Source organism: Pseudomonas batumici, assembly GCF_000820515.1.
In the GTDB taxonomy this organism is placed as follows: domain Bacteria; phylum Pseudomonadota; class Gammaproteobacteria; order Pseudomonadales; family Pseudomonadaceae; genus Aquipseudomonas; species Aquipseudomonas batumici.
The window spans coordinates 55,703-70,843 of sequence record NZ_JXDG01000054.1 but is presented as its reverse complement, the minus strand read 5'-3'; the positions used below and the strand labels follow the sequence as shown (position 1 = coordinate 70,843).

The window sequence follows — 15,141 nt, the reverse complement described above, 5'->3', positions numbered from 1 at the left end:
ACGTCCTTATTCAAGACCGCAGAGCTGGCGCAAGCGGTCGGTATCCAGATGTTTTTCCACCAGGTCGGCCAGGCGCTCGATGTCGCGCTCGCGCAGGGCGTGATAATCCACCTCCTGCACCTGCGCCAACCCGGCCCAGCGTAGCAGTGCGCCGCACGCCCGGGGTGACTCGAACAGACCGTGCAGGTAAGTCCCGAGCACCTGTCCGTCGGCGCTGCGGGCACCGTCGCAACGACCATCGTCCAGATGCACCGCCGGTTGCTCCAGCGCCGCCCCGACCGTCACCCCGGCATGGATCTCATAACCGCTGACCTCGGCGTCTTCCAACGCCAGGCGGCCACGCACATTGCGCAGTTGTTTCTCCTGCTCCAGTTCAGTGCTCAGGGCCAGCAGCCCGAACCCGGCACTCGAGCCCGGCGCCCCTTCCAACCCCAGGGGATCATGCACCTGCTCACCGAGCATCTGCAGGCCGCCGCAGATCCCCAGCAGCTTGCCGCCATAACGCAGGTGACGATTGATCGCCGTGTCCCAGCCCTGCTGGCGCAGATAGGCGAGGTCGCTGCGCACGCTCTTGGAGCCGGGCAGGATGATCAGGTCCGCCGCCGGAATGGCCTGGCCGGGACCGATGAATTGCAGATCGACCTGCGGATGCAGGCGCAAGGGATCGAAATCGGTATGGTTGCTGATGCGCGGCAGCACCGGCACCACCACGTTCAGCACCTGGTCGGCCTTGTCGGCCTGGCGCCGGTCGAGGCCGTCCTCGGCTTCCAGGTGCAGGTCCGACACGTAGGGCAGCACGCCGATCACTGGTTTTCCGGTGCGCTGCTCCAGCCAATCCAGCCCGGGTTGCAACAAGGCGATATCGCCGCGAAAGCGGTTGATGATGAACCCCTTGACCCGCGCCTGCTCGCTGGGCGACAGCAGCTCCAGGGTACCCACCAGATGGGCGAATACCCCGCCGCGATTGATATCGGCAATCAGCAGCACCGGGCAATCCACCGCCTCGGCGAAGCCCATGTTGGCGATATCCCCGGCGCGCAGATTGATCTCCGCCGGCGAGCCCGCGCCTTCGACCATCACCACCGGATAAGCAGCGCTCAGCCGTTGGTGCGAGGCCAGCACCGCTTGCATGGCGATGGCCTTGTAATCGTGATAGGCCACGGCATTCATGGTGGTCACGGCGCGGCCATGGATGATCACTTGGGCGCCGGTATCGCTGTTGGGCTTGAGCAGCACCGGGTTCATGTCGGTGTGGGGCGCCAGGCCCGCCGCCTGGGCCTGGACCGCCTGGGCCCGGCCGATCTCGCCGCCGTCGGCGGTCACCGCGCTGTTGAGCGCCATGTTCTGCGGTTTGAACGGCACCACCCGCACGCCCTGGCGGGTCAGCCAGCGACACAGGGCGGTCACCAGGGTGCTCTTGCCGGCATCGGAGGTGGTGCCTTGCACCATCAGGGTGGTCATGGCTGCACCTCGTCGAAGGCGCGCAACGCCTGCTCCAGACGCAGCCAATCCGCTTCATCGGCCGGCAGACCGAAACGCAGGCTGCTGTTCTGGCTGAACAGGCGCAGCAGAATGCCGCGACGGGCCATGAACTCATGGAGCTGCTCGGCCCGCGCCGTCAGCAACCACTGAAACAGCGCGCAACCGCCCTGGGGCGCCAGGCCGAAACGCGTCAGCAGTTCCACCAGGCGCTGGCTGGCCTGCTCGCTGCGCACACGCTGGCGCTCATGGCCGGCGGTATCGGCGAGGCACACCTGCCCCAGCACCCGCGTCGGCCCGCTGACGGCCCAGGGGCCGACCTGTTCGGCCAGCAACTTGAGCAGTTGGCCTTCGGCCAGGACAAACCCCAGGCGCACACCGGCCAGGCCGAAGAACTTACCGAACGAGCGCAGGACAATCAGGCCAATCTTGTGGCTGTGGGCGGCCAGGCTGCGCTGCGGCGTGTTGTCCATGAAGGCTTCGTCCACCACCAGCCAGCCACCGCGCTGGGCCAGCCGGGCGTGCCATTCCAGCAACTGCTCCGGGGCCAGGCTCAGGCCGGTGGGATTGTTCGGGTTGACCACCACCAGCACATCGAGGCTGTCGAGAAAAAAGTCGACTTCGTGCTCCAGCACTTCGCGCACGACGTAGCCATTGCGCCGCCAGGCTTCGGCATGTTCGGCGTAACAAGGCGACAGCACGCCGACCTTGCCGGAACGGCGCAGGCGCGGCAGCAACTGGATCGCCGACTGGGAACCGGGCACCGGCAACACCTGGGGCGCGCCGTAATAGGCGCAGGCGGCCCGCTCCAGACCGTCATCGGTTTCCGGCAGGCGCGCCCAAGCGCGCTCGGGGATAGGCGGGATCGGCCAGGGCCAGGGCGCGAGACCGCTGGACAGGTCCAGCCAGTCGGCCTCGGCAATCCCATAGTGTTCCACCGCCTTGCGCAAGCGCCCGCCGTGCTCAAGCATAGATCTCAGCTCCCAGACAGAGAATCAGCAACCACAACCACACCCCTCGTTGCACCAACTGCCAGCCGCGGTCGATGGAATCGGCACTGGCCGGGTCGCCTTCGCCCAACTGCGGGCGCTGATGCAGTTCACCGTGATAAATCGCCGCTCCGCCCAACTCGACCCCCAGCGCACCGGCTCCGGCCGCCATCACCGGCCCGGCGTTCGGGCTGTCCCAGGTCGGTCCCTGGCGGCGCCAGCACTGCAGTGCCAGTCCGGTCTTGCCGAGCACGGCGTAGGTCAGGGCCACCAGCCGTGCAGGAATATAGTTCAAGACATCGTCGATCCGCGCTGCCGCCCAGCCAAAACGCTCGAAACGCTCGTTGCGATAGCCCCACATGGCGTCCAGGGTGTTGCTCAGGCGATACAGCACCACGCCGGGTGCCCCGGCCACGACAAACCAGAACAGCGCGGCGAACACCGCATCGCTGCCGTTTTCCAGGACCGACTCGGTGGCCGCGCGGGCCACTTCGGTGTGATCGAGCTCCGCGGTCTGGCGACTGACCAGATAGCCCACGCGCTGGCGCGCGCGGTCCAGGTCATCGCTGCGCAACGCCTGGGCCACCGGGGCCACGTGTTCACCGAGGCTGCGCAGGCCGAGGGCGCAATAGAGCGCGAGGATCTCGACGATCCAGCCGACATAGGGCGCCCACGACAAGGCCGTGGCCAGGAGCGTCAGCGGCACCACCGCCATCACCCAGGCGGTGACCCCGTGACTGCGCCAGCCCCGGCCAGCAGAATTGAAACGTTGTTCGATACGGTCCGCCAGACGGCCGAACGCCACCAGCGGATGCCAGCGTTTGGGTTCGCCCAGCAGCGCATCCAGCGCTACTCCAGCGACACTCAACAACGCCACACTCATTGACTCACTCCCCAATAATTTTCATATAACAGCTCACTCAAGGGCCGCGGCTGCGCCCAGCCTTCCAATACCAGCATCGGTGCCGGATAGAAGGCCTCGACTGGTCCCAGGCACAGCACCGCCAGCGGCTTGGCCCCCGCCGGCAGACCGAGCAGTTGCGCCAGTGCCAACGGCTCGAACAGCGAGACCCAGCCCATGCCCAGTCCTTCGGCACGGGCCGCCAGCCAGAGATTCTGGATGGCGCAGGACAAGGAAGCCAGGTCCATTTCCGGCAAGGTGCGCCGACCGAAGATATGTCGTTCGCGGTCATCCATCAGCGCGGCGACCAGCACCTCGGCACAGTCGTTGATCCCCTCGACCTTCAACTTCATGAATTCATCGGAACGCTCGCCCAGGGCCTCGGCGGTGCGTACCCGTTCTTCTTCCACCAACTGCTGGATCCTGCCGCGCAGTTCGCGCCGGGTAATGCGAATGAAGCGCCAGGGTTGCATCAGGCCGACGCTGGGCGCCTGGTGCGCCGCTTCCAGCAGGCGCGAGAGCAATTCGGGGGCTACGGTGCCACCGGCAAAGTGGCGCATATCGCGGCGCTCGCCGATGACGCGGTAGACCGCCGCACGTTCTTCAGGGGTAAAAGCGTTGTCGGTCATGGCCTCTGCGCGGGCAAGTCCGCGCTCTCCGAGAGTGCGCCGGCCTTGGCAAGGTGGATATCAGGTGCCAGAAACGCGGCGATCGCCCGCGGATTCGACGGAAAATAAAAATGCACGTAAGAGGCGGTCATCCGCCCCTGGCGATACACCGCCTCGGCGCCGCGCCCGCCATTGGGACTCAGGCCCCGGGCAATCGGTTCCAGCGCCGTGGTGGTCAGCGAATGGTGATAGGTGTGGCCGCGCAACAGCCCTTCCGGCAAGGTCACCGCTTGCAAAGCCAGGGCCGCCAGGCGCTTCTGCATCACCGCCTCGCCCGGCAGCAGGCCCAGCAGCTCGGCGCGCTGCCCTTCGACATTGGTCAGCGCGTCGAGCAGGTAGAGCATGCCGCCACATTCGGCGAGCAAGGGTTTGCCGGCCTGATGATGGGCACGAATCGCCGCCAGCATCGGCGCGTTCCGCTCCAGGGCCTGGTGATGCAGCTCCGGATAACCACCGGGCAGATAAAGGCTGTCCGCCTCGGGCAAGTGTCGATCGTGAATCGGCGAGAAAAACCGCAACGCGGCGCCCATGGCCCGCAACAGGTCCAGGTTGGCGCCATAGGTGAAGGCAAAGGCCTCGTCACGGGCCACGGCGAGGCGCACGCCAGCCAGCAGCGGTTCGACGGCGACCGGTTCAGGCGCCTCGAAGGCCACCGGCGGCGGCAGCGCCACCTCGCAACTGCCGGCCAGGGCCTCGGCGGCGGCGTCCAGGCGCCGGTCCAGGTCATTCAGTTCACTGGCCTGCACCAGGCCGAGATGGCGGCTCGGCAACTCGATCCCGGTCTCCCGGGAGAGCGCGCCGTACCAGCGCAGACCTTCGGTCAGGCTGCCTTCGAGCAATTGCGCGTGACGCTGGGTGCCGACGCGGTTGGCCAGCACCCCGGCGAACGGCAGGTCCGGCTGGTAACGCGCCAGTCCCAGGGCCAGGGCGCCGAAGGTCTGGGCCATGGCCGTACCGTCGATCACCCCGAGCACCGGCACGCCGAAATGCCGGGCCAGATCGGCGCTGGACGGCGTACCGTCGAACAACCCCATGACACCTTCGATCAGGATCAGGTCGGCCTCGCCCGCCGCTTCCCAGAGCAGGCGACGACTTTCCTCGGCGCCGACCATCCACAAATCCAGCTGATAGACCGGCGCACCGCTGGCGCGCTCGTGAATCATCGGGTCGAGAAAGTCCGGGCCGCACTTGAACACCCGGACCTTGCGCCCCTGGTTGCGGTGCAGGCGCGCCAGGGCCGCCGTCACCGTGGTCTTGCCCTGGCCGGAAGCCGGCGCGGCGATCAGCACCGCCGGGCAATGACGGGTTTGCCTCATAGTTCGATGCCCTTCTGGGCCTTGATCCCGGCCTGGAACGCATGCTTGAGCAGGCCCATTTCGGTCACGGTGTCGGCCAGCTCGATCATTTCCGGCTTGGCCCCGCGTCCGGTGACCAGCACGTGCTGCATCGGCGGACGGGCTTGCAGGTCGGTCAACACCTGGTCGAGGTCCAGGTAACCGTGCTTGAGGGCGATATTCAGCTCATCGAGCACCACCAGGCCGATGCCCGGATCACGGAGCATTTCCCGGGAAACGGCCCAGGCGGCTTCGGCGGCGGCGATATCGCGCTGGCGGTCCTGGGTTTCCCAGGTAAAGCCTTCGCCCATCACATGGAAGCGCACCTGCTCGGGGAAGCGCCGGAAGAACAGCTCCTCGCCGGTGCTGTTGCGGCCCTTGATAAATTGCACCACGCCGCACTGCATGCCATGGCCCATGGCCCATGGCCCGGGCGAGCATGCCGAAGGCCGAGCTGCTCTTGCCCTTGCCGTTACCGGTCAGTACCAGCAACAGGCCGCATTCGTTCGGGGCACTGGCGATACGCTCGTCGATCACTGCCTTTTTGCGCAGCATGCGCGCCAGGTGGCGCTCGTCGCGATCGGGGGATTCGTTCATGGCAGCTCTCCGTTGGGGCTGGATAAGGCAAACGGGGGGCAGGGAAAAACGCGGCCGGAGCCGTCCAGCATCGCCCGCCGTGACGCTGTGGGATGGATCAGGCCGGTCTCCGGGCTCATGAGCGCGTATGCGCGGGACCGCGCGCCTTCCCATGTCGGTTGGACACAGTGGCTCAAGGCGCGGTCTTGACTCATTTACCGTTGCGGGGGCAGCGCCGGAATCGCACCTGTCGAAGGGCTCACCGGCTTCCCTGTTTCACCCTGTCGGCCGTCGGCCACAGAGCACCTGAAACAATCGGCGAAGGTTAGAGGGTTGGGGGTGGAGCGTCAATTAAAGCCGTCACAGCAAAAAGCCGGCGCCAGAATTTGTGCTACGTTGAAGAAAGCGATATCAAATAGCCACACCCCGTCCAACTATAAAAAAGGGAAGCCCCATGCAAGGCCTGATCATCAGCAATCCGAAACTGGAATTCCTGCGTCCCGCCCTGGAACGCTGGCCCGAGTGCATTGATCGCTACAACCAGCTCCTCGGGGATGGTCAGGCGCCCTACTGGTTCAACGAGCGCGCCAACCTCGGATTGCTGTCGGCGGCGGCCTGGGCGGCGGAAATGGTCACCCTGGAACATTTCCAGACCAAGAAACAGCTCGAAGACGGCGACCGCAGCGGACGTTGCGACCTGCAGATCGCCACCGCGCAGGAGTCGACCTATATCAAGGCCACGCAGCGCTGGCCCAAGGTCAATAACCTGAACCCGATGCCGGCCCTGCTCGATGTGGTAGGCGAGGCGAAGAAGGTCAGCCATCCCCACCATCTGAAGCTCGGCTGCCTGTTCGTCTCGCCATTCAAGGCTCAGCAGAGCCCAAGCCCGGAAGACCTGCAGGACATGGTCGACGACCTGCAAAAAGCCCATACCTGCGCCGTGGCCTGGTACTTCCCCTACCCTTATCGCAAGTTGCACAACGAAGCGGGTCAGTATCACCCCGGCATCGCCATGTTGTTCAAGGAAGCCTGAACGAACGCCTAGCGCTTACGGCACAGTGTCAGCCCATCGCCCAGCGGCAACAGCGACAGATCCACCCGCGCGTCATCCTTCAAGGCCCGGTTCAGTGCCTGGATGGCCCGGGTGTCCGCGCTCTCGGCATCCGCCTCCAGCACCCGCCCGCTCCACAGGGTGTTATCGAAAATCGCCAGGCCGCCCGGACGCAGCAAGCGCAGTGCACTTTCCAGGTAAGCCGGATAATTGGCCTTGTCGGCATCGATGAACGCCAGGTCGAACTGCCCGCCCTGCCCTTGCTGCTCCAGCTGCGCCAGAGTCTCCAGCGCCGGCGCCAGACGCAGTTCGATGCGCCCGGCCAGACCCGCCTCCTGCCAGTAGCGCAGCGCGGTGGCGTTGTAGTCTCCGGGAATATCGCAGCACAGCAGGCTGCCGCCCTCCGGCAAGGCCGAGGCCATGCACAAGGCGCTGTAGCCGGTGAAGGTACCGACTTCGAGCAAGCGCCGGGCGCCGGTCAGCTTGACCAGCAGCGCGAGGAACTGCCCCTCCTCGGGCGCCACCTGCCAGCGCGCCATGGGCAGCGCCTGGGTTTCGTCACGCAGACGCTTGAGCACGGGCGTTTCGCGCAGGGACACGTCCAGCAGATAGCTGTAGAGGGCATCGTCCAACTTGAGGGTGCGAGCGGTCATGACAACCTCGCGGCAACACGTTGTTTAAGGATTGCTCGCCAGATGTCCGGCCGGCAACACCCGCTTGGCGTTCAGATAGGCGTGCTGCCAATAGGCCTTGGACAGGCTGTCCAGCTTCACCGTGCCACCGGTGGCCGGCGCATGAACGAAGCGACCTTCGCCGACATAGATGCCGGCATGGCTGACCTGGGAGCCGCCGCTGGTGGCGAAGAAGATCAGGTCGCCGGTCTGCAGTGCATTCTGCGGCACGTTCGGTGCCCGCATCACGATCATCTCGCGGGTCGAACGCGGCAGGTTGATACCGGCCATGTCGCGATACACATAGCTGATCAGGCCACTGCAATCAAAACCCGAATCCGGTGTATTACCGCCCCAGCGATAGGGCGTGCCGACCAGACCCAAGGCACGGAACAGCACGTCTTCGGCTTCTGGCGAGGAGGGTTGCTGGGGGGCAAAGACCAAGGGACGAGCCACGGGCGCAGGCGGCGGTGGCGCATGACCGGCACAGGCGCCGAGCAGCGCTGCGAGGGCAATCAAGGCAATACGGGCCGAGGTCGACATGTGCAGAAATCCTGACTGAATGCGGCTTGCTCTGCCGTGGCGTAGAGAAATCAAAACCGCGCAAGGGGGGCTTGCGCGGTCAGATACTCGACAATATCTCAGGATTCTAGCGGCTATACACCAAACTTCAAGTATCACTTTAACTTCGGACGTTTTTTGTACAGTTTTGCCTGGCATGGAGCTTGGCATTTAGCCATCAGTGGGGCCGATGGCACTGAAAACGTCCGGATGATTACTTGTTGCTGGCTGTGACCACGGTCGGAGCCATCGCCAGGGCGCGCTTGGCTTCGATGAAGGTCTTGCTCCAGTAACTGTCGCCCAGACTGTCGATCCGGACACCACCGCTACGGCGGCTGCTGGAGTGGATGAACTGGTCATCGCCCAGGTAGATCCCGGCGTGACTGACACGACCGCGACGACCATTGGTGGCGAAGAACAGCAGGTCACCCGGCTTGAGCTTGTTACGCGCAACCAGCGGCGCCTTCACGTTGATCATCTCACGGGTGGAACGCGGCAGGTCAAGGCCGGCTTCCTCACGGAACAGATAACCGATGAAGCCGCTGCAGTCAAAGCCGGAGCTCTCGTTGGTGCCGCCAAAACGGTAACGGGTACCGATCAGGGACATGCCACGCTCGAGAATGCTGTCGGCAAGGACAGGCAACTGGTAAGGCTTGCCGTCGGCGAACTCGGCGAGTTCTTTTTCCGTGGCCAGCTCGTCGTCCAGTACGGACGAGGATTTGACGCCAGAAACCGAGGCGGTTTTGACCGAATTATCGACCTGCTGTTGCGAAACCGGCGTATGCGCCGCGCAACCAAACAACAGGGTAACGAGTGCGAGAGGCACGAGGGGTGCGAAGCGATTTAGCATGGGCACGACCGTGGCTGATTTGTTAGAAGGCGTGACTATGCCCTCTATCACCCTCATTTGCAAATTTTATGGCACAAGATGTGACTCGGTCGTTTCTTGAAAACATCTAAGGACTTAATACCCAAACGGTTCCCGCGCGCCTGAAAAAAGCTTCCGGCGTGGGTTTCGTGACGTCTGGAATTTGGCGAAAAAGCGCTGAAAGCCCCGGTTTTACCAGCCCAGGGTCTCTTTGAGAAAGGGGATGGTGAGCTTGCGCTGGGCTTGCAAGGAAGCCTGGTCGAGCCGCTCGAGCAACTCGAACAAGGCGCTCATGCTGCGAGTCCCACGGGTCAGGATGAAATGCCCTACTTCGTCGGTCAAATGCAGACCACGTCTTGAAGCACGCAGTTGCAAAGCCCGCAGCTTATCTTCATCCGAGAGAGGGCGCATCTGGAAAATCAGCGCCAGGGTCAGGCGCGATTTCAGGTCGGCCAGCTTGACCGGCAGTTCACGCGGCGAAGTCGATGCGGCAATCAGCAGGCGCCGCCCGCTGTCGCGCAGACGGTTGAACAGGTGAAACAGCGCCTCTTCCCAATCGGCGCGCCCGGCAACCACTTGCAGGTCATCCAGGCAGACCAGCTCGTACTGCTCGAGGTTGTCCAGCAACTCGACACCGCGATCCATCAACTCCGCCAGCGGCAGGTACACCGCCGGTTCACCCAACTGCTCGAAACGCAGGCAGGCCGCCTGCAACAGGTGGGTACGCCCCACGCCGTCCTTGCCCCAGAGGTAGATCAGGCTTTCGGTCCACCCGGCGTCGGCTTCGCATAGCCGCTCGACATAGCCGAGTGCAGCGGCATTGGCGCCTGGGTAGTAGTTGATGAAGGTGGCGTCATCACGCAGACGCACACCTAGGGGCAGCTGAATCGGTTTCATGCTGACTGAACGGTTACCGGGAACCGTTAGTGGCCTCTGTGTAAAGTCTGCAAAGTTTATACCCGTGAGGCTGGGCGCACAATGCAGCAGACCACAAGCAAAATCAAAGGTTTGCGTGCGCTCATCAGAGCTCGGGACCTTCCTGGCCGCCGTACATGCCCGAGCGTTTGTACAGATCGTGCATATGCCGCACCAATACCATGATCACCGCCGCCACCGGCAAGGCCAGCAATACGCCAGTGAAACCGAACAGCTCACCACCGGCGAGGATCGCGAAGATCACCGCCACCGGGTGCAGGCCGATGCGGTCCCCGACCAGCAGCGGGGTGAGCACCATCCCTTCCAGGGCCTGGCCGATCATGAACACCGCGACGATGCCGATCATCGGGTACAGCTCGCCGCCAAACTGGAACAGGCCGGCGACAATCGCCGCGCCGATGCCGATCACGAAGCCCATGTAGGGAACGATGGCCGCCAGCCCGGCCAGCAGGCCGATCAACAGGCCCAGCTCCAGGCCGACCAGCATCAGGCCGCCGGCATAGATCACCCCCAACGCCAGCATCACCAGCAACTGACCGCGCATGAAGGCCCCGAGCACGTCATGGCATTCGCCCGCCAGGGAGACGATGCGCGCCTCGCGGTCACGGGGCAGCAGGCTGCGGATCTTCGCCATCATCAGGTCCCAGTCCCGCAGCAGGTAGAAACTCACCACGGGCACCAACAACAGGTTCGCCGCGAAGCCGATCAGGGCCAGGCCTGAAGCCGTCGCCTGGGACAGCACCACGCCGACGATATCGGTGGTCTGCCCCATGTGCTCGCTGATGGCCGCCTTGACCTTGTCGAACTTCCAGAAACCGTCGGCCAGGCCGAACTTGTGCTGGGCCCAGGGCATCGCGGTGTGCTGCAGCCAGTCGAGCATCTGCGGCGCCAGTTCGTACAGGCGGAAGAACTGCTTGGCCAGCATCGGTATCAGCACCAGCAGCAAGGCCATCAATACCAGGATAAACAGTGCGAACACCGACACCACGCCCCAGGTACGGGACATCCCAAGTTTTTCCAGGCGACCGACCACCGGGTCGAACATATAGGCCAGCAGCAGGCTCACCAGGAACGGCGACAGAATCGGATGCAGCAGGTACACGAACGCGCACAGCAGGATCGCCGCGCCCAACCAGAACCATTGACGTGTGTCGGTCATGGACGACTCCAGCCTTATATATAGAAAGAAATTCGATAGAACCGAAAACCTACCAACGGAAACGCAGCTGCGCCTTCGCCGGTGCCGGTGCCACAGGGGCCGCAGCCGGAGCGCCAGGAGCGGGCGCCGGAGCACTGGCCGGCACCGCCGGCAAGGCTTCGCCGGCCGGGATCTCCTGCAACTTCGCCAGCCCCAGCTGCGCGCGCAACTGTTCCGCGCTGCCGCTGACCTGATAGACGATCCGGTCGCCGTCCACGCTTTGCGGCCGAGCGCCAAAGGGTTCGAGCAAATGCCCCAGGACCGCGTAGCGCTCCAGGTTCATGCCCTGCACTTCCAGCAGTTGTTCGGTGGCCACCCCGGGCTTGGCCGCGAAGCGCGGCGCCAGGCGCTCGCTCACCGCCAACAGCACGGCATCCGCCAGCGCGGCGGTATCGGCGCCCTGGGCCGTGCCCTGTTCTTTCTGGTTGCCCAGCCACAAGCGCCACTTCGCCTGCCACTGGCCGCCGTCCTGATGGGCGTGCACTGCCAGCAACGCATCGGCGCCGTAGCGCTCGGAGGCCGCGTGCAACGGCGAGGCATCGCTGCCCTCGAGATTCTTCGCGGTACCGACGATCTGTTCATCCAGGTCGGCCAACGGCAGGCGCAGTGGCAGGCCGCGGTGCTGTGCCGCCCGGCGCAGCGGTTCGGCCGCCGCCTGACCGTCACCGACCAGGTTGGCGCCCTAGGCCGAATCGTTCAGCCACCAACCGAGAATCGCCGGCCGGTTGCTGCCCCACAGAGCCAACCCGGCACCGCGCAAGGCGCGGTCGGTGCTCGCCGGGTCGAAATCCACCTGCAGGCTCTCTGGCGGCCCGGCGTCGTAGCCATACTGGCTGATGATCTGCTGCGGGTCCTTGCGCACCTCGGCCAGGCCCGGGCTCTGCAGCGCCTTGGGATCGCCGGTCAGGCGCAACACCAGGGTTTCCAGGGCACGCTGGGTGGCCTGGTTGCGTTCATCCGGCGCCTGGCTGGCGACCGGCTCGCGCACCTGGTACAGGCCATTCAAGGTTTGTGCGTGGATGGCCAGGCTCAGCAGGGAAAGACAGCCGACACTCAATAATTTGAACAGACGCATGAAAAATTCCCGAACGGCAGAAAGCGGTAGCCAAGACCGCATGAATACAAAGCGACAGGTTTAGGACCACGGCGCAGTGCCATCATTCACACAATCACTGAAAAGTTTTCCCCTGTCATAAAAGACAGCAGATCGAAGGCTATACCTTATACAGCCGCATCAATTGCAGCCAGCACGAGCGCACAGGGATTTTTTTAACACGATATGACCCTGCCGTCGGCCCGAGGATGGCCGCTGCTGCCCAAGCCTGATAAAATCGCGCGCCTTCGCAGACCGGCAAGCGTCAGCCCCCCAGGAAACTCGACCCCGTTCGTTTTCCCCATGGGCGCAACCGCTTCCGGTCGATACCCCTGAATCCCCCCTAAAGGCCTGGATCATGAGCAAGCAACCCTCCCTGAGCTACAAGGACGCCGGTGTAGACATCGACGCCGGTGAAGCATTGGTCGAACGCATCAAGAGCGTGGCCAAGCGCACCGCGCGCCCGGAAGTCATGGGCGGCCTGGGCGGTTTCGGCGCCCTCTGCGAGATCCCGGCCGGTTACAAGCAGCCGGTCCTGGTCTCCGGCACCGACGGCGTCGGCACCAAGCTGCGCCTGGCGCTGAACCTGAACAAGCACGACAGCATCGGCATCGACCTGGTGGCCATGTGCGTGAACGACCTGGTGGTCTGCGGTGCCGAACCGCTGTTCTTCCTCGACTACTACGCCACCGGCAAGCTCAATGTCGACACCGCCGCCCAGGTGGTGACCGGTATCGGTGCCGGTTGCGAACTGTCCGGCTGCTCCCTGGTGGGCGGCGAAACCGCTGAAATGCCGGGCATGTACGAAGGCGAAGACTACGACCTGGCCGGCTTCTGCGTCGGCGTGGTGGAAAAGGCCGAGATCATCGACGGCTCGAAAGTCGCCACCGGCGATGCCCTGCTCGCCCTGCCGTCTTCCGGCCCGCATTCCAACGGCTACTCGCTGATCCGCAAGATCATCGAAGTATCCGGTGCCGATATCGAAAACACCCAGCTCGACGGCAAACCGCTGACCGACCTGCTGATGGCTCCGACCCGCATCTACGTCAAACCATTGCTCAAGCTGATCAAGGACACCGGCGCGGTCAAGGCCATGGCCCACATCACCGGCGGCGGCCTGCTGGACAACATCCCACGCGTACTGCCCAAGGGCGCCCAGGCCGTGGTCGACGTGGCCAGCTGGCAGCGTCCGGCGGTCTTCGACTGGCTGCAGGAAAAAGGCAACGTCAATGAAACCGAAATGCACCGCGTGCTGAACTGCGGCGTGGGCATGGTGATCTGCGTGGCCCAGGAACACGTCGAAACGGCGCTGAAGGTGCTGCGTGAAGCCGGCGAACAGCCATGGGTCATCGGCCAGATCGCCGCGGCCGCCGAAGGCGCTGCCCAGGTCGAGCTGAAGAACCTCAAGGCGCACTGATGTCCGAGCCAATGACCTCGACCTGTAACGTCGTGGTGTTGCTGTCCGGCACCGGCAGCAACTTGCAGGCCCTGATCGACAACGTGCGGTCCGCAGACATTCCGGCCCGCATCGCCGCGGTGATCTCCAACCGCGCCGACGCCTACGGCCTGCAACGCGCCCAGGACGCGGGGATCGAAACCCGCGTCCTGGACCACAAGGCCTTCGACGGCCGCGAAGCCTTCGATGCCGCCCTGATCGAACTGATCGACGCCTTCAATCCGCAACTGGTGGTCCTGGCCGGCTTCATGCGCATTCTCAGCGCTGACTTCGTCCGGCACTATCAGGGTCGCCTGCTGAATATCCACCCTTCTCTCCTGCCCAAGTACAAAGGCCTGCACACCCATCAGCGCGCACTGGACGCCGGTGATCGGGAACACGGCTGCAGCGTGCACTTCGTCACCGAGGAACTCGACGGCGGACCTCTGGTCGTACAGGCTGTGGTTACGGTAGAGTCTGACGATACCGCGCACAGTCTGGCGCAACGGGTCCACACTCAGGAACACAGGATTTATCCGCTGGCGGTACGCTGGTTCGCCGAGGGGCGCTTGGTCCTGAACGAACAGGGTGCATTGTTGGACGGTCAATTACTTGCGGCCAGCGGCCACATGATTCGAATCTAGGAGATTTTATGCGTCGTGCCCTGCTCTTCGCTCTTACCCTGCTCGCCTTGCCGGCCGTGCAAGCGGCGGATCTTCAACCCTTCTCCGCCAGCTACACCGCCGACTGGAAGCAACTGCCCATGAGCGGTTCGGCCGAGCGCAGCCTGTCGAAGAACGACAACGGCACCTGGACCTTGAGTTTCAAGGCTTCCATGATGATCGCCAGCCTGACCGAGGAAAGCACCATTCGCCTCGACAAGGACACCCTGCTGCCACAGAGCTACACGTTCGAACGTGGCGGCCTGGGCAAGGCGAAGAAAATCAACCTGGATTTCGACTGGTCCTCGAAGATGGTCACCGGCAGCGATCGCGGTGATCCGGTCAAGGTGCCCCTCAACAGCGGCATGCTGGACAAGTCCACCTATCAGTTGGCCCTGCAACGCGATGTCGCGGCCGGCAAGAAAAGCATGAGCTACCAGGTGGTCGAAGGGACCGACACCGACACCTACGACTTCCGTGTCCTGGGTTCGGAAAAAGTCAGCACCAAGGCCGGTTCGGTCGATGCGATCAAGGTCGAGCGCGTACGCGACCCGACACAGAACAAGCGCACCACGGTCATGTGGTTCGCCAAGGACTGGGACTACCTGCTGGTCCGCCTGCAACAGGTGGAAACCGACGGTAAGGAGTACAACATCATGCTCCAGGAAGGCACCGTGGCCGGCAAAGAGGTCAAGGGCAGCTGATCCAAGCAACCAGAA

General features: G+C 64.1%; 14 protein-coding genes, 2 pseudogenes and 1 riboswitch. Of the genes and pseudogenes, 4 read left to right on the top strand and 12 right to left on the bottom strand.

What is annotated here, in order from left to right:
• Positions 1–6 precede the first annotated feature (6 nt).
• From UCMB321_RS19960 to cobO, 6 genes and pseudogenes are all read right to left on the bottom strand, one after another.
• Positions 7–1,461, bottom strand: a complete 1,455-nt coding sequence (locus UCMB321_RS19960) for a cobyric acid synthase (RefSeq protein ID WP_040070152.1) — start codon at positions 1,459–1,461, stop codon at positions 7–9.
• Positions 1,458–2,450 (bottom strand): threonine-phosphate decarboxylase CobD, encoded by a 993-nt coding sequence (cobD, locus tag UCMB321_RS19955; RefSeq protein ID WP_040070151.1) that lies wholly within the window; start codon positions 2,448–2,450, stop codon positions 1,458–1,460. The genes UCMB321_RS19960 and cobD overlap by 4 nt, the downstream gene beginning before the upstream one ends.
• Positions 2,443–3,351: an adenosylcobinamide-phosphate synthase CbiB gene (cbiB, locus tag UCMB321_RS19950; RefSeq protein ID WP_040070150.1), complete on the bottom strand. Its 909-nt coding sequence runs from the start codon at positions 3,349–3,351 to the stop codon at positions 2,443–2,445. Before cbiB ends, cobD begins: the two co-directional genes overlap by 8 nt.
• On the bottom strand, positions 3,348–3,998 hold the full coding sequence (gene bluB, locus UCMB321_RS19945; RefSeq protein ID WP_040070149.1) for a 5,6-dimethylbenzimidazole synthase: 651 nt from the start codon (positions 3,996–3,998) through the stop codon (positions 3,348–3,350). The genes cbiB and bluB overlap by 4 nt, the downstream gene beginning before the upstream one ends.
• Complete coding sequence (locus tag UCMB321_RS19940) at positions 3,995–5,353, bottom strand: cobyrinic acid a,c-diamide synthase CobB (protein WP_040070148.1); 1,359 nt, start codon at positions 5,351–5,353, stop codon at positions 3,995–3,997. The genes bluB and UCMB321_RS19940 overlap by 4 nt, the downstream gene beginning before the upstream one ends.
• Positions 5,350–5,968: pseudogene (cobO, locus tag UCMB321_RS19935) on the bottom strand (cob(I)yrinic acid a,c-diamide adenosyltransferase). Before cobO ends, UCMB321_RS19940 begins: the two are co-directional and overlap by 4 nt.
• An 83-nt stretch (positions 5,969–6,051) precedes the next feature.
• A riboswitch (cobalamin riboswitch) is annotated at positions 6,052–6,272 on the bottom strand.
• Between the two features lie 129 nt (positions 6,273–6,401).
• On the opposite strand from cobO, the gene UCMB321_RS19930 reads away from it, so the two are divergent.
• The gene (locus UCMB321_RS19930; protein WP_040070147.1) at positions 6,402–6,980 is read left to right on the top strand and encodes a hypothetical protein; all 579 of its coding nucleotides are present in this window, start codon (positions 6,402–6,404) and stop codon (positions 6,978–6,980) included.
• 8 nt (positions 6,981–6,988) lie between these two features.
• Here UCMB321_RS19930 and UCMB321_RS19925 read toward each other — a convergent pair whose 3' ends face one another.
• From UCMB321_RS19925 to UCMB321_RS19900, 6 genes and pseudogenes are all read right to left on the bottom strand, one after another.
• Positions 6,989–7,651 carry a class I SAM-dependent methyltransferase gene (locus tag UCMB321_RS19925; RefSeq protein ID WP_040070146.1) on the bottom strand — a complete coding sequence of 221 codons (663 nt, stop codon included), beginning with the start codon at positions 7,649–7,651 and terminating at the stop codon, positions 6,989–6,991.
• A gap of 24 nt (positions 7,652–7,675) precedes the next feature.
• Positions 7,676–8,212: a C40 family peptidase gene (locus UCMB321_RS19920; RefSeq protein WP_040070145.1), complete on the bottom strand. Its 537-nt coding sequence runs from the start codon at positions 8,210–8,212 to the stop codon at positions 7,676–7,678.
• A gap of 232 nt (positions 8,213–8,444) precedes the next feature.
• The gene (locus UCMB321_RS19915; RefSeq protein WP_040070144.1) at positions 8,445–9,080 is read right to left on the bottom strand and encodes a C40 family peptidase; all 636 of its coding nucleotides are present in this window, start codon (positions 9,078–9,080) and stop codon (positions 8,445–8,447) included.
• Positions 9,081–9,290: 210 nt separating this feature from the next.
• Positions 9,291–9,995, bottom strand: a complete 705-nt coding sequence (hda, locus tag UCMB321_RS19910; protein WP_017127762.1) for a DnaA regulatory inactivator Hda — start codon at positions 9,993–9,995, stop codon at positions 9,291–9,293.
• A 124-nt stretch (positions 9,996–10,119) separates the two neighbouring features.
• Complete coding sequence (locus tag UCMB321_RS19905) at positions 10,120–11,193, bottom strand: AI-2E family transporter (protein ID WP_040070143.1); 1,074 nt, start codon at positions 11,191–11,193, stop codon at positions 10,120–10,122.
• Between the two features lie 49 nt (positions 11,194–11,242).
• Positions 11,243–12,307 (bottom strand): annotated as a pseudogene (locus UCMB321_RS19900) (DUF2066 domain-containing protein).
• Positions 12,308–12,683: 376 nt separating this feature from the next.
• On the opposite strand from UCMB321_RS19900, the gene purM reads away from it, so the two are divergent.
• The 3 genes from purM to UCMB321_RS19885 are packed head-to-tail and all read left to right on the top strand — an operon-like array spanning position 12,684 to position 15,126.
• A complete protein-coding gene (gene purM / locus UCMB321_RS19895; RefSeq protein ID WP_040070142.1) occupies positions 12,684–13,742 on the top strand; it encodes a phosphoribosylformylglycinamidine cyclo-ligase in 1,059 nt (352 codons plus the stop codon).
• Positions 13,743–13,753: 11 nt separating this feature from the next.
• The gene (gene purN, locus UCMB321_RS19890; protein ID WP_040070179.1) at positions 13,754–14,404 is read left to right on the top strand and encodes a phosphoribosylglycinamide formyltransferase; all 651 of its coding nucleotides are present in this window, start codon (positions 13,754–13,756) and stop codon (positions 14,402–14,404) included.
• A gap of 8 nt (positions 14,405–14,412) precedes the next feature.
• Positions 14,413–15,126, top strand: a complete 714-nt coding sequence (locus tag UCMB321_RS19885) for a DUF3108 domain-containing protein (RefSeq protein WP_040070141.1) — start codon at positions 14,413–14,415, stop codon at positions 15,124–15,126.
• Positions 15,127–15,141 lie beyond the last annotated feature (15 nt).

Bases quoted from the DNA above. Each gene is read 5' to 3' on its own strand.
- UCMB321_RS19940 (WP_040070148.1), bottom strand. From the start codon at position 5,353: ATGAGGCAAACCCGTCATTGCCCGGCGGTGCTGATCGCCGCGCCGGCT.
- hda (WP_017127762.1), bottom strand. From the start codon at position 9,995: ATGAAACCGATTCAGCTGCCCCTAGGTGTGCGTCTGCGTGATGACGCC.
- UCMB321_RS19930 (WP_040070147.1), top strand. From the start codon at position 6,402: ATGCAAGGCCTGATCATCAGCAATCCGAAACTGGAATTCCTGCGTCCC.
- purM (WP_040070142.1), top strand. From the start codon at position 12,684: ATGAGCAAGCAACCCTCCCTGAGCTACAAGGACGCCGGTGTAGACATC.
- UCMB321_RS19920 (WP_040070145.1), bottom strand. From the start codon at position 8,212: ATGTCGACCTCGGCCCGTATTGCCTTGATTGCCCTCGCAGCGCTGCTC.
- cbiB (WP_040070150.1), bottom strand. From the start codon at position 3,351: ATGAGTGTGGCGTTGTTGAGTGTCGCTGGAGTAGCGCTGGATGCGCTG.
- UCMB321_RS19915 (WP_040070144.1), bottom strand. From the start codon at position 9,080: ATGCTAAATCGCTTCGCACCCCTCGTGCCTCTCGCACTCGTTACCCTG.
- bluB (WP_040070149.1), bottom strand. From the start codon at position 3,998: ATGACCGACAACGCTTTTACCCCTGAAGAACGTGCGGCGGTCTACCGC.
- UCMB321_RS19925 (WP_040070146.1), bottom strand. From the start codon at position 7,651: ATGACCGCTCGCACCCTCAAGTTGGACGATGCCCTCTACAGCTATCTG.
- purN (WP_040070179.1), top strand. From the start codon at position 13,754: ATGACCTCGACCTGTAACGTCGTGGTGTTGCTGTCCGGCACCGGCAGC.
- UCMB321_RS19905 (WP_040070143.1), bottom strand. From the start codon at position 11,193: ATGACCGACACACGTCAATGGTTCTGGTTGGGCGCGGCGATCCTGCTG.
- cobD (WP_040070151.1), bottom strand. From the start codon at position 2,450: ATGCTTGAGCACGGCGGGCGCTTGCGCAAGGCGGTGGAACACTATGGG.
- UCMB321_RS19960 (WP_040070152.1), bottom strand. From the start codon at position 1,461: ATGACCACCCTGATGGTGCAAGGCACCACCTCCGATGCCGGCAAGAGC.
- UCMB321_RS19885 (WP_040070141.1), top strand. From the start codon at position 14,413: ATGCGTCGTGCCCTGCTCTTCGCTCTTACCCTGCTCGCCTTGCCGGCC.